The organism is Agrobacterium genomosp. 13 str. CFBP 6927 (assembly GCA_900012615.1).
Taxonomy (GTDB): domain Bacteria; phylum Pseudomonadota; class Alphaproteobacteria; order Rhizobiales; family Rhizobiaceae; genus Agrobacterium.
In genome coordinates, this window is record LT009756.1 from 1,859,956 (window position 1) to 1,872,839 (window position 12,884).

At 58.4% G+C, this 12,884-nt stretch carries 15 protein-coding genes; 6 read left to right on the top strand and 9 right to left on the bottom strand.

The annotated features are described in order from the left end of the window. Positions 1-25: 25 nt before the first annotated feature. The gene (locus tag AGR13A_RS09290; protein ID WP_080834932.1) at positions 26-460 is read left to right on the top strand and encodes a hypothetical protein; all 435 of its coding nucleotides are present in this window, start codon (positions 26-28) and stop codon (positions 458-460) included. A gap of 21 nt (positions 461-481) precedes the next feature. On the opposite strand, the gene AGR13A_RS09295 is transcribed toward AGR13A_RS09290, so the two are convergent. Further along, a complete protein-coding gene (locus AGR13A_RS09295; RefSeq protein ID WP_080834934.1) occupies positions 482-1,483 on the bottom strand; it encodes a serine hydrolase domain-containing protein in 1,002 nt (333 codons plus the stop codon). A gap of 229 nt (positions 1,484-1,712) precedes the next feature. Between AGR13A_RS09295 and AGR13A_RS09300 the strand changes: the two genes are divergently transcribed. Next, positions 1,713-2,195, top strand: a complete 483-nt coding sequence (locus AGR13A_RS09300) for a GNAT family N-acetyltransferase (RefSeq protein WP_080834936.1) — start codon at positions 1,713-1,715, stop codon at positions 2,193-2,195. Positions 2,196-2,254: 59 nt separating this feature from the next. Here the strand turns inward: AGR13A_RS09300 and ilvD are convergent, their stop codons facing one another. Then, the gene (gene ilvD / locus AGR13A_RS09305) at positions 2,255-4,090 is read right to left on the bottom strand and encodes a dihydroxy-acid dehydratase (RefSeq protein WP_035224095.1); all 1,836 of its coding nucleotides are present in this window, start codon (positions 4,088-4,090) and stop codon (positions 2,255-2,257) included. A 311-nt stretch (positions 4,091-4,401) separates the two neighbouring features. Between ilvD and msrP the strand changes: the two genes are divergently transcribed. After that, positions 4,402-5,343: a protein-methionine-sulfoxide reductase catalytic subunit MsrP gene (gene msrP, locus AGR13A_RS09310; protein ID WP_080834938.1), complete on the top strand. Its 942-nt coding sequence runs from the start codon at positions 4,402-4,404 to the stop codon at positions 5,341-5,343. A gap of 2 nt (positions 5,344-5,345) precedes the next feature. Further along, positions 5,346-5,993 carry a protein-methionine-sulfoxide reductase heme-binding subunit MsrQ gene (msrQ, locus tag AGR13A_RS09315; protein WP_080834940.1) on the top strand — a complete coding sequence of 216 codons (648 nt, stop codon included), beginning with the start codon at positions 5,346-5,348 and terminating at the stop codon, positions 5,991-5,993. Here msrQ and AGR13A_RS09320 read toward each other — a convergent pair. Continuing rightward, positions 5,947-6,375, bottom strand: coding sequence for a ribosomal maturation YjgA family protein (locus tag AGR13A_RS09320; RefSeq protein ID WP_080834942.1), 429 nt, complete (start codon positions 6,373-6,375; stop codon positions 5,947-5,949). The genes msrQ and AGR13A_RS09320 overlap by 47 nt on opposite strands. A gap of 55 nt (positions 6,376-6,430) precedes the next feature. Between AGR13A_RS09320 and AGR13A_RS09325 the strand changes: the two genes are divergently transcribed. Further along, positions 6,431-7,303, top strand: a complete 873-nt coding sequence (locus AGR13A_RS09325; protein ID WP_080834944.1) for a DUF817 domain-containing protein — start codon at positions 6,431-6,433, stop codon at positions 7,301-7,303. A 5-nt stretch (positions 7,304-7,308) separates the two neighbouring features. Beyond that, positions 7,309-7,827 (top strand): hypothetical protein, encoded by a 519-nt coding sequence (locus tag AGR13A_RS09330; protein WP_080834946.1) that lies wholly within the window; start codon positions 7,309-7,311, stop codon positions 7,825-7,827. Positions 7,828-7,983: 156 nt separating this feature from the next. Here AGR13A_RS09330 and rplQ read toward each other — a convergent pair whose 3' ends face one another. The 6 genes from rplQ to secY form a co-directional block, all read right to left on the bottom strand. Beyond that, entirely contained in the window at positions 7,984-8,409 is a 426-nt protein-coding gene (gene rplQ / locus AGR13A_RS09335; RefSeq protein WP_006313985.1) for a 50S ribosomal protein L17, read from the bottom strand. A gap of 120 nt (positions 8,410-8,529) precedes the next feature. Next, complete coding sequence (locus tag AGR13A_RS09340) at positions 8,530-9,540, bottom strand: DNA-directed RNA polymerase subunit alpha (RefSeq protein ID WP_003495228.1); 1,011 nt, start codon at positions 9,538-9,540, stop codon at positions 8,530-8,532. Between the two features lie 195 nt (positions 9,541-9,735). Further along, complete coding sequence (gene rpsK / locus AGR13A_RS09345) at positions 9,736-10,125, bottom strand: 30S ribosomal protein S11 (RefSeq protein WP_003521013.1); 390 nt, start codon at positions 10,123-10,125, stop codon at positions 9,736-9,738. Positions 10,126-10,262: 137 nt separating this feature from the next. After that, a complete protein-coding gene (gene rpsM, locus AGR13A_RS09350; protein WP_035224081.1) occupies positions 10,263-10,631 on the bottom strand; it encodes a 30S ribosomal protein S13 in 369 nt (122 codons plus the stop codon). 303 nt (positions 10,632-10,934) lie between these two features. Then, positions 10,935-11,525, bottom strand: coding sequence for an adenylate kinase (locus AGR13A_RS09355; RefSeq protein WP_035224078.1), 591 nt, complete (start codon positions 11,523-11,525; stop codon positions 10,935-10,937). Next, positions 11,522-12,862, bottom strand: a complete 1,341-nt coding sequence (gene secY / locus AGR13A_RS09360) for a preprotein translocase subunit SecY (RefSeq protein WP_035224075.1) — start codon at positions 12,860-12,862, stop codon at positions 11,522-11,524. Before secY ends, AGR13A_RS09355 begins: the two co-directional genes overlap by 4 nt. Between the last annotated feature and the right edge of the window lie 22 nt (positions 12,863-12,884).

Consider the following 12,884-nt stretch of genomic DNA (forward strand, 5'->3'; position numbering starts at 1 on the left):
ACCGATCTTCTAAAGGACTATATCGATGAGAACCCTTCATCCCGTCGCCGGCACGCTGGCGTTGGCGATCATATTCGCCTTTTGGTTATCCACCGCGGCCACCGAAATCTCCGGTTCCAGCGAAGCGATCCGTACCGTCAAGCTCGCCATTCCCTGGGGGTTCCTGGTGCTTGCACCCGCGCTTGCGGTCACGGGTTTCAGCGGCTTTCGCATGGGCGCCAAATGGAAACATCCGCTGGTCGCAGCCAAGAAGAAACGTATGCCGCTCATCGCACTGAACGGGTTGCTGATCCTCATCCCCTGCGCGCTTGTGCTTCGGCATTTCGCCCTCTCAAACGATTACGGCGGGGTCTTCTACGCCGTTCAGGCGCTGGAACTTTGCGCCGGAGCGCTCAATATCACCCTTCTCGCAAAAAGCTTCCGCAATGGCCTTCAGCTAAAACGCCGTCTGGCCGCCTAGCTCGGCGTTTTGCGCATGAGGTTATACCGCCCGGATGATGCTCTCCATCAGCCCATGCAGCTGGTCGCGATAACCGGTTCTGGCCGACGGCGCATCCTCGCGTGAGGTCATCACCACGGAAAGCCGTTTGGCCGGTACGATGTAAAGCATCTGCCCGCCGTACCCCCAGGCATAATAGACTGTCGACCCCGCCATCTCCTTGATGAACCAGCAATAGCCATAACCATCGCCGTTAAAGACGGAATTGGTACGCTGCTGCCAGGATTGGTCGATCCAGTCTTGCGAGATCAGCCGCTCGCCGCCGGGCGTCACCCCGCCCAGCCGGTAAAGCTCGCCAAAGGCCAGGAGCGACCGCGCCGTCATCGCCATCTGGTTGCCGCCGAGATAGATGCCCTGCGGATCTCGCTCCCAGCCGCCAATGGAAAATCCCTCGAGCGGCCGGAACCAGTCGCGAGCGAGCGACAGCGTCGAACGGCCGGAAGCTTTTGTCAGGATCGCCGAAAGCAGATGGGTGGAGCCGGTCGAATAAAGCATGCCGCCGCCCGGTTCTCCGGCAAAACCGGAACCCAGCGCCATTCTCACCCAGTTGCGGCTGGCGACCCAGCGGCCATAGTTCGGGCCCGACATGCGTTCCAGGCCGGATTGCATGGACAGCAGGTTGCCGATGGTAACCCTTTCCAGCCGTGGGTCTGGGTTCTGCAGAAAATCGCTGCGTAGAACGGTTGCGATTGGCTGATCGGCGCCCGACAGTATCTTGCGGTCGATCGCCATGCCGACCAACGCCGAAATAACCGATTTCGATGCCGACTTGATATTGGTTGAACCGTTCAGGCTGGCACCATGATAGGCGCGGCTCGCGACCTCCCCGCCATCGATGCTGACGATGACGGCCTTGAGGCTGGAAAGCGCATCCGCCTCCCGTAGCAACGGGTCGAAACGAATGCCATCGCCACTGCTTTGCGCGCGGGCAAGCGGGGCTATAGGCAGGGACGCGATAAGGGCAAGTGCGGTTCGTCTTTTCATGTCACTGAACTAGGAAGCCATACGGCGATGAAAAGAGGAAACGCTGCCAATCACTCCAATGTGACCCTACTTAAATCACCGAATTTCCACGCCCCAATTTGATGATCTCGCAGAATCTCCATGAAAACAGGGCGTTGGCATGAATTCCGGAATCGAGATGCGAAGCGCTTGAATCAGTTTGTGATCTTGAGGACTATTGCCCTGCCGCAAATGCAAAAGACGGGAAACGATGTCACAACTGAAATCATCACGCCTTGTCCTGCGGCCATTTAAAATGACGGACTCGCCGCCACTCGCCCGGTTGACGAACGATCCGCTCATTTTGCGCAATCTGCTGCGCACGGCCTACCCTTTCGAACCCGACGATGCACGGCGTCTGATCAGGCGCATTGCTGAGCGTCGGCTGCCGGTATGGGCGGTGGATGATGGCAGGCTGGTCGGTCTCATCGGCCTTTCGGGCGAATTCGGCCTTTGGCTTGATCGCCGTGTCTGGGGCAAAGGCTATGGAGAAGAAGCCGGACGCCTCGTCATCGATTATGCCTTTCAGCACATGGGCATCAGAACCCTGCATGCCAATCCCCTGTTTGATAACAGGGCGTCGCACCGTCTGATGCACAAGCTGGGCTTTGTTGCAACCGGCCGTGCAAATGCCTTTTGCAGGCAAAGGGGAGAAATCGTGCCGCTTCGACCTTATCGGCTCGATAAAGAATGAACGGCACAAAAAAGCCGCCGTTTATCAACGGCGGCTTTATCATCTCGCAAATCCGGAAATTACTCCGGCAAAATCCGCACTGCGCCCTTGTCGGCGCTCGAGGCAAAGGCCGCATAGGCCTTCAGCGCCGTAGTGACATTGCGCTTGCGTGGCGCTTCCGGCTTCCAGCCAAGCTCTTCTTGCTCCGCGCGGCGCGAAGCCAGCTCCGCATCGGTGACCTTCAGGTTGATCGTACGGTTCGGAATGTCGATCTCGATGAGATCGCCCTGACGCACGAGGCCGATGGCGCCGCCCTGCGCCGCTTCCGGCGAGGCGTGACCGATGGAGAGGCCCGAAGTACCGCCGGAGAAACGACCATCGGTGATCAGCGCGCAGGCTTTGCCGAGGCCCTTGGATTTCAGGTAGCTGGTCGGATAGAGCATTTCCTGCATGCCCGGACCGCCCTTCGGCCCTTCGTAACGGATGACGACAACGTCGCCCGCCTTGACCTCGTTGCCGAGAATGCCCTTCACCGCCGCATCCTGACTTTCATAAACCACTGCCGGGCCGGTGAATTTCAGGATGGATTCGTCGACACCCGCCGTCTTCACGATGCAGCCATCAAGCGCGATATTGCCGTAAAGCACGGCCAGACCGCCATCCTTGGAGAAAGGCTTCTCAACCGAACGAATGACGCCGTTGTCGCTATCCGTATCCAGATCATCCCAGCGCGAGGACTGGCTGAAGGCCACCTGCGTCGGCACGCCGCCCGGCGCTGCCTTGAAGAACTGCCGCACCGTCTCGCTGTTGGTGCGGGTGATGTCCCAGCGGTCGATGGCGTCGCCCAGCGTCGCCTCATGAACGGTATAGGTATCACGATTGATGAGCCCACCGCGTTCCAGCTCACCCAGAATACGCATGATGCCGCCGGCGCGGTGAACGTCTTCCATATGCACGTCCTGCTTGGCAGGCGCGACCTTGGAAAGGCAGGGAACCTTGCGGGAAAGACGGTCGATGTCTTCCATGCCGAAATCGACGCCGCCCTCATGCGCGGCCGCCAGAATATGCAGCACCGTGTTGGTGGAACCGCCCATGGCGATATCCAGCGACATGGCGTTTTCGAATGCCGCCTTGTTGGCAATGGTGCGCGGCAGGACGGTTTCATCCTCCTGCTCGTAATAACGGCGCGCCAGATCGACGATCAGATGGCCAGCCTCGACGAAAAGCCGCTTGCGATCCGAATGGGTGGCGAGCGTCGAGCCGTTACCGGGCAAGGACAGGCCCAGCGCCTCGGTCAGACAGTTCATGGAATTGGCCGTGAACATGCCGGAACAGGAACCGCAGGTCGGGCAGGCGGAACGCTCGATGATCTTGACGTCCTCATCGGAAATCTTGTCATCGGCGGCAGCCACCATGGCATCGACCAGATCGAGCGCAACGGTCTTGCCGTGCAGGACGACCTTGCCCGCTTCCATCGGACCACCGGAGACGAAGACGGCGGGAATGTTGAGGCGCATCGCCGCATTCAGCATGCCGGGCGTGATCTTGTCGCAGTTGGAAATGCACACCATCGCATCGGCGCAATGGGCATTGACCATATACTCCACCGAATCCGCGATGATCTCGCGCGACGGCAGCGAATAGAGCATGCCGTCATGGCCCATGGCGATACCGTCATCGACCGCGATAGTGTTGAATTCCTTGGCAACGCCTCCGGCCGCCTCGATTTCGCGGGCGACCAGCTGGCCGAGATCCTTCAGATGCACGTGGCCCGGCACGAATTGCGTGAAGGAATTGACCACCGCGATGATCGGCTTGCCGAAATCGCTGTCCTTCATGCCGGTGGCGCGCCAAAGGCCGCGCGCGCCCGCCATGTTGCGGCCGTGGGTTGTCGTTCTGGAGCGATAGGCTGGCATGGTGTTTTCCTCGATCTCTTGGCGACGAGCGCATTGCCGCAGCGCGGTCAAAACAGCTCCTGCCCTATTTTGCGGTTTTTCTAGCGCAAACCGCAAGCCCTGTCACTGTCACCTTCAGGCAAAACAGTACGGTTCGGTACGGTACGCTCTTTCTCCACATGGCCGTTCGGGCGACATCTCATCACAAATGCGCGATTTTTACCGTGCGGCCGTTGTTTTTCCGCACGGCGCTGAAACATATCTGTGCAGCGGTCGTATTGGCTATCATAGTCGATTTATTGCCGATACACCCGGCTTTTGTGGAGGTTGCAATGCCCGCCTATCGTCCGCCCGTCATCGCGGCAACAGAAATCACGCCAAAGAACATCTATCTCTCCAGACGCGGTTTCCTTGGAACAGCGGCCGGGCTCGCGGCAATCGGACTGGCTGGCCCTGAGGCGATCGCCGCACCGCTTGCGGCGAACCCCGGCGCCTACAAGCTGGATGAGAAGCTCACTCCGCTTGATGCCGTCACCAGCTACAATAATTTCTACGAATTCGGTGTCGGAAAATCCGACCCGAAGGAAAATTCCGGCAAGTTCAAGCCCACCCCCTGGACGGTGAAGGTGGATGGCCTCGTCTCCAAACCACAGGAATTCGGCATTGAAGAGCTAATGAAATATCCTCTCGAAGAGCGCACTTACCGCATGCGCTGCGTCGAGGGCTGGTCGATGGTCATTCCGTGGATCGGCTTCCCGCTCGCCACCCTTCTCGACAAGGTGGAGCCGCTTGGCAGCGCGAAATATGTCGCTTTCGAAACCGTGGTGCGGCCAGACGAAATGCCGGGTCAAAGCGGCCTGTTCCAGCCTCTCTCCTGGCCCTATGTCGAGGGGCTTCGCCTTGATGAAGCGCGCCATCCGCTCACCATCCTCGCCCTCGGCCTCTACGGCGAGACGCTGCCGAACCAGAACGGCGCGCCGATCCGCCTCGTCGTGCCGTGGAAATACGGCTTCAAGGGCATCAAATCCATCGTCCGCATTTCGCTCGTCGAACAACAGCCGGAAACGACCTGGAAAAATTCCAATGCCCGCGAATATGGATTCTATTCCAACGTCAATCCGCATGTCGACCATCCGCGCTGGAGCCAGGCAACGGAGCAGCGCATCGGCGAAGGCGGCTTTTTCGGCACCCAGAACCGCCCTACCCTGATGTTCAACGGTTATGACGAGGTCGCGAGCCTTTATACCGGCATGGATCTGAAAGCGAATTACTGACCATGGCCTTCGCCCTGCCCCTTCCGTCGCTGCCGAAGCGTTACCAGCCGGCGGCCATCTGGTCGCTTTATGTCATCGGCCTCTGTCCGGGCCTCTGGTATTTCTATCTCGCCGCAACCGGCGGCCTCGGCTTTAATCCGGTCAAGGATTTCGAGCACCTGCTCGGCATCTGGGCGCTGCGCTTCCTGTGCCTCGGCCTTCTGGTGACGCCGCTGCGCGATCTCTTCAACATCAACCTCATCGCCTATCGCCGGGCGCTGGGGCTGATCGCCTTTTATTACGTGCTGGCGCATTTCACCGTCTATCTGGTGCTGGATCGCGGCCTGATCCTCGGCTCCATCGCCGGCGATATTCTGAAGCGGCCCTATATCATGCTCGGCATGGCCGGGCTTCTCATGCTCATTCCGCTGGCGCTCACCTCCAACCGCTGGTCCATCCGCAAGCTCGGCAGCCGCTGGAACACGCTGCATAAACTCGCCTATCTCGTCCTCATCGTCGGCGTGCTGCATTTCGTGCTGGCGCGGAAGTCGATCACGCTGGAGCCGGTGTTTTATATCAGCACCATGGTGATCCTGCTCGGTTATCGACTGGTAAGGCCCTCGATCATGTCGATGAAGAGAGCGAAACGCGCAAGACCCGTCCGGCCATGATGGCGGCGGCCCCGATCCCTGCAATGTAACAGCCTATATTCCACAGCGAAAAAACACGGCCGAGCAGCAAAGCGCCGGCCGTCGTAGCACGAAACGCATCCAGCGCCGGGAAATGAACAAGCCGGATGAGCTCCACGAGAATGACGGCAAGAATGGCGATGTGAACCTCATAACCATGCCAGCGGGATGGGAAGAAGGCTGCCAGCAGCAGATAGATCATCGCTCCCCAGAGCACGGATCCGCCATATTTCACCGCCACGAACGGCAGTCCCACGTCGTAACCGAACCTGCGCAGGCAAAGGCCGCAGACGATCACCGCCATCGCCGCCGCCAGAAGCCGGATGCGGGTGAAATAAGATGGGGATACGCGCGGCAGGCCCATACGGCTTCCTTCGGGTTTTCGTATGAAAGGTGACGAAGTGAGATCGGGGACGGAAATGAGCACATCAACAAGCCCGGCCGCAAGCCGCCTCTCCGTCCTGGACAATCTGCTCTGCGATACCTATCCCTGGGGCGAACTCAAGGGCATCAGGCGTTTTATCGTCGAGTTTCTGTATTTCGGCATCAAGGAAGCCCGGGCCTGCATGTTTGCGGGCTTGTTCTTCGTCTCCATCTTCGTGGTACCGCATGGCGGCGTGCTCGGCATTCCCCGCTATGACGTGCTGCTGATCATTGCGCTCGCCATCCAGTTCTTCATGATCTGGAGCAGGCTCGAAACGCTTGACGAGGCCAAGGCCATCCTGCTGTTCCATATCGTCGGCTTCGCACTGGAAGTGTTCAAGACATCGAGCGCAATCCAGTCCTGGTCCTATCCGGATTTCGCCTATAGCAAAGTCCTCGGCGTGCCGCTGTTCTCCGGTTTCATGTATGCCGCCGTCGGCAGTTACATCATTCAGGCGTGGCGGCTGCTGGATGTGCGCATTCGCCACTATCCCACCTACTGGATGGCGACCCTGATCGGCATCGCCATCTACGCCAACTTCTTCACCCATCACTTCATCGGCGATTACCGCTGGTACATCGTCGCCTGCGCCATCGGCCTCTATTCCCGCGCAACGGTGATCTTTCGTCCCTATGACCGGGACCGAAAGATGCCGTTGCTCCTCGCCTTCATCCTGATTGGCTTTTTCGTCTGGCTGGCGGAAAACATCTCCACCTTCTTCGGCATCTGGAAATACCCCGATCAACTCGGCGCCTGGTCCGTCGTCCACATCGGAAAGTGGAGTTCATGGTCGCTGCTGGTCATCATGACTTTTACGATCGTCGCACATCTCAAGCACATCAAGGCCCGCATTCACATTCCGGACTGAGAAAGATGAATTACTCCAAGGCATCTTCAAGTCGCGCAAGTTTCACAACTGAGCGCGTAGGCCTGAAATCCAACAAGAAAACTGGCGGCCCTATATTCGCATTCCTAATAATCGCTTTGGCCGGTTGTGGTGTAGATTCACCTGATCGTTTGCGCAGCGATATCCCAGACGGCATCCCCGCTGGCGAGACGATCTATTACAATACCAGATGGTTTGAATGCGCTGTCGCCATTTACAAGCTCGACTCCGTTTTCATGGATGAGGTCCGTCGGAACGGATTGCTTTCTCTAAACAAAGCAACATCCGAGCCCTGGGCTGAGGCGCCGGTACTGGGGGCGACCTACGCCATGGATCGATGGATCGCTGATTTTGCAAGTAGTTTGGATTGCATCCAAGACCAGAAGCTGCAGACGCTCTTTGAGCGAGCATCAGCCAGCAGTGGCTATTTTCAAGTCCAGCGAACAAACTCGATAACCCTAATCGCGCCTGATGAGGGTTTAATGATGGTTGGTGGATACGAGTAGTAGCATCCCTGGGGTATGGATTTAACGATACCCTCCCCAACCTTTCGCCGCGACTGCAAAACCTTAATCATTGTGTCGGTTAAGATCTGAACGCAAAAAGCCGGGCGATCTCTCGCCCGGCTTTTTAACTCACGACGCCTGAAACGGCGTCAGACCTTATGCGGCTTCGGCAGCAGCAGCTTCAGCGGCAACGCGAGCCTTGTCGGCTGCGCCCTTGGCGTCAACGTCGCGCTCGACGAATTCAACGACGGCGAGAGCCGCGTTGTCGCCCTGGCGGTAGCCGGCCTTCATGATACGCAGGTAGCCGCCATTGCGGGTTGCGTAACGCGAAGCGATCGCGTCGAACAGCTTGCGAACAGCGTCCTGATCCTTGATCTGCGAGATCGCCTGACGGCGAGCGTGCAGGTCGCCGCGCTTGCCGAGGGTGACGAGGCGCTCAACGATCGGGCGAATTTCCTTCGCCTTCGGAAGCGTGGTGACGATCTGCTCATGGGTGATGAGCGAAGCAGCCATGTTGGCAAACATTGCCTTGCGGTGGCTGGCGGTTCTATTGAGCTTGCGGCCTGAATTTCCGTGGCGCATTGCTATTCTCCTTCTTCGCAGGTTCCTTCTCTAAGGCCTGCCGTTTCCTGGCACATGCAGATGACTTATCTGCTGTTTGACGGGGAAAGGCAGTCTTTAAAGGGTCTGCCTTTTTGATTGTTAGTACTGGTCTTCGTAACGCTTGGCGAGATCTTCGATGTTCTCTGGCGGCCATGCCGGTACTTCCATACCGAGGTGCAGACCCATGGAAGCGAGAACTTCCTTGATTTCGTTCAGCGACTTGCGACCGAAGTTCGGCGTGCGAAGCATTTCGGCTTCGGTCTTCTGGATCAGGTCGCCGATATAAACGATGTTGTCGTTCTTCAGGCAGTTTGCCGAACGAACGGACAGCTCGAGCTCGTCCACCTTCTTGAGAAGCGCCGGGTTGAACGCAAGTTCGGTAACCGATTCTTCTTCTGCTTCCTTCTGCGGCTCGTCGAAGTTGACGAAGACGCCGAGCTGGTCCTGAAGAATGCGAGCGGCGAAGGCAACGGCGTCTTCGCCGGAAACCGAACCGTTGGTCTCGATCGTCATGATCAGCTTGTCATAGTCGAGAACCTGGCCTTCGCGGGTGTTTTCCACCTTGTAGGACACTTTCTTGACCGGAGAATAGAGGCTGTCCACCGGAATGAGGCCGATCGGGGCATCTTCCGCGCGGTTGCGCTCAGCCGGTACGTAACCCTTGCCGTTGTTGACGGTGAATTCCATGCGGATTTCAGCGCCATCATCAAGCGTGCAGATCACGTGGTCGGGGTTCAGGATCTCGATGTCGCCAACCGTCTGGATGTCACCAGCAGTTACGGCACCCGGACCCTGCTTGCGCACGACCATGCGCTTGGAATCGTCACCATCCATCTTGATGGCGATTTCCTTGATGTTGAGCACGATATCCGTCACATCTTCCCGAACGCCGGGGATGGAGGAGAATTCGTGCAGGACACCGTCGATCTGCACGGCCGTTACAGCGGCGCCACGCAGAGAAGACAACAGAACGCGACGCAGCGCGTTGCCGAGGGTAAGACCGAAACCACGCTCCAGCGGCTCGGCAACGAGCGTTGCCTTGGTGCGGCTGGACGAGGTGAACTCGACCTTGTTCGGCTTGATAAGTTCCTGCCAGTTCTTCTGAATCATCTTTAAACCTTCCGTTCGCCGCCACCATCCAATCGTGACGGACCGAGCATGAAAACACCGAGAGGAACCTAATTCAGTGGTTCATCAGTGGGTTCTTGAGCGCAAGTCCGTCGATCGAAATCGACGCGCACACGCCAGATACACGAAAATTCCGCCAGACCTGAGGTAAGGCGGAATTTCCGAACCACGGTCGCGTCAGACGCGGCGCTTCTTGCGCGGACGGCAACCATTGTGCGGGATCGGCGTCACGTCGCGAATGGAAGTGATCATGAAACCGGCAGCCTGCAGAGCGCGAAGTGCCGATTCACGGCCGGAACCCGGACCGCAAACTTCAACTTCAAGCGACTTCATGCCGTGTTCCTGAGCCTTTTTCGCGCAATCTTCAGCAGCGATCTGGGCAGCAAACGGGGTCGACTTACGCGAACCCTTGAAGCCCTTGGCACCAGCGGACGACCAGGCAATGGCATTGCCCTGTGCGTCGGTGATGGTGATCATCGTGTTGTTGAAGGTCGAGTTGACATGCGCAACGCCCGACGTGATGTTTTTACGTTCGCGACGGCGAATACGTGCGGCTTCCTTGGCCATTTTATACCTTTCATTGATCTCTTCACCGCCGTAACACCAGCGGCTACACCGGCGATCAGCTCCACTGGAGCTTCACGCCAAACTCAGAAAGGCTGGCGCGGACTGCACCAGCCTCCCCATTCCGGAGAACCGGAAAATTACTTCTTCTTACCAGCGATAGCCTTCGCCGGACCCTTGCGGGTGCGGGCGTTGGTGTGCGTGCGCTGACCGCGGACCGGAAGGCCACGACGGTGACGCAGGCCGCGGTAGCAGCCAAGGTCCATCAGACGCTTGATGTTCATCGAGGTCTCGCGGCGAAGATCGCCCTCAACCTGATAATCGCGGTCGATTGCTTCGCGGATCTGAAGAACTTCAGCATCCGTCAGCTGGTGAACGCGCTTGTCAGCCGGAAGACCGACCTTCTCCATGATTTCCTGCGCGAATTTCGGACCGATCCCGTGAATGTAGGTCAGCGCAATAACAACGCGCTTCGCGGTCGGGATGTTGACGCCAGCGATACGTGCCACGTCTCTTCTCCTTGGTTCCAGTTGCCATCCGGCAAGTGGTGATTCCATTCGAGCGGCCGACACGACCGCCAGTTCAAAATTGATGTCCGTGACAAGTCAAAACGACCGAACCCGGATCTCCCTTCCCTAAGGGAAATCCGCGCCAGTCGCTTGGGATGTCGCGAGTTGGCGCGGTGTTTAACGGAATCAGCGCAAAAAAGCAACCGGCTCCGCCAAGATTCTTTTGCGATCCAAAGGATCTGCTCAACCAGAAGAGCGGGATATCGGACAAAACCAATAAGGCTTAACCACCCGCACCGGCCATCAGGCCGAGGCCTTCTCCAGAACGCGTTCGATGGCTTCAGTAACGGCATCGACGTCAGCCATGCCGTCGAGCGTCACAAGCTCGCCCTGTTCGCTGTAATAGTTCGACAGCGGTGCGGTCTTTTCGCGATATTCCGTCAGCCGCTTGCGGAAGGCTTCCGGATTGTCGTCGGAGCGAACCGTGCCGCCGGCGGCGACGGTTTCCGCGACGCGGTTTTCGATTCGGCGAATCAGCGCCTCTTCGTCCACCTTCAGTTCAATAACGGCATCAAGGGCAAGATTCTTCTTGCGCATGTTGTCGGCAAGCGCCTTGGCCTGCGGAACGGTGCGCGGATAGCCGTCGAGAATAAAGCCCTTGGCACAGTCAGGCGCTTCGATGCGTTCGGAAACGATCTGATTGACGATATCGTCGGAAACAAGCCCGCCGGCATCCATGACGGCCTTGGCGCGTTTGCCGATTTCGGTGCCCGCGCTGACCGCAGCGCGAAGCATGTCACCGGTGGAAAGCTGCGGGATCCCGTATTTGTCAGTCAGGCGCTTGGCCTGGGTTCCCTTGCCCGCACCCGGCGGACCCAAAAATATCAGTCTCATCGTCCCCTCTTTCCTCCACGCAACTTCGACTTCTTGATCAGACCTTCATACTGCTGCGCGATCAGGTGACCCTGGATCTGCGCAACGGTATCAAGAGTTACACTGACAACGATCAAAAGCGAAGTACCACCAAGGGCTAACGGAATGCCCGTACGTGCGATAAGTGTCTCAGGAAGGATACACACGAAGACCAGATAAATCGCGCCGACCACCGTGATGCGGGTCAGGACGTAATCAATGTACTCCGCGGTGCGCTCACCCGGACGAATCCCCGGAATGAAGCCGCCGTGCTTCTTGAGGTTATCGGCCGTGTCCTTCGGATTGAAGACGATAGCCGTGTAGAAAAACGCGAAGAACGCGATCAGCAGGCCATACAGCGCCATGAACAGCGGTTGGCCATGCTGCAGCGACGCGATGATGGACGTTGCCCAGGACGGCAGGTTGGTGTTTCCGGCGAAACCGGCAGCCGTCGCGGGCAGAAGCAGCAGCGAGGATGCGAAGATCGCTGGAATGACGCCGGCCGTGTTGAGCTTCAGCGGCAGGTGCGACGTATCGCCCTGGAACATGCGGTTACCGACCTGTCGCTTCGGATATTGTATCAGCAGGCGACGCTGGGCGCGCTCCACAAAAACAATCAGCGCGATGACGCCGATGGCCACAACGACGACCATGAGGATGAGCGTGGTCGACAGCGCGCCGGTACGGCCGAGTTCCAGCGTGCCGGCAAGCGCCTTGGGCAGACCTGCGGCAATGCCTGCGAAGATGATCAGCGAAATACCGTTGCCGATACCGCGCGAGGTGATCTGTTCACCCAGCCACATCAGGAACATCGTGCCGCCAAGCAGCGTGATGACGGTGGAGACGCGGAAGAACCAGCCCGGATCGACCACAAGGCCAGCACCGCTCTCAAGGCCGACCGCGATGCCATAGGCCTGCAGCGTGCCGAGCAGCACCGTGCCGTAGCGCGTGTACTGGTTGATGATCTTGCGGCCGGCTTCGCCTTCCTTCTTCAACGCTTCGAGCGACGGCACGACCGAGGTCATGAGCTGCACGATGATCGAAGCGGAGATGTAAGGCATGATGCCGAGGGCGAAGATCGCCATGCGCTCGACGGCGCCACCCGCAAACATGTTGAAAAGACCGAGAATACCGTTGGCCTGGCCACGGAAGGCCTGCGCATAGGCTTCGGGGTTCAGACCCGGAAGCGGAATATGGGTGCCGAGACGGTAGACGAGAAGTGCGGCAAGAGTAAACCAGAGACGCTTTTTCAGATCCTCCGCCTTAGCGAAGGTCGAAAAATTCAGGTTCGAAGCCAGTTGTTCCGCTGCTGAAGCCATAAATTTCTCCGAACGACCCTTG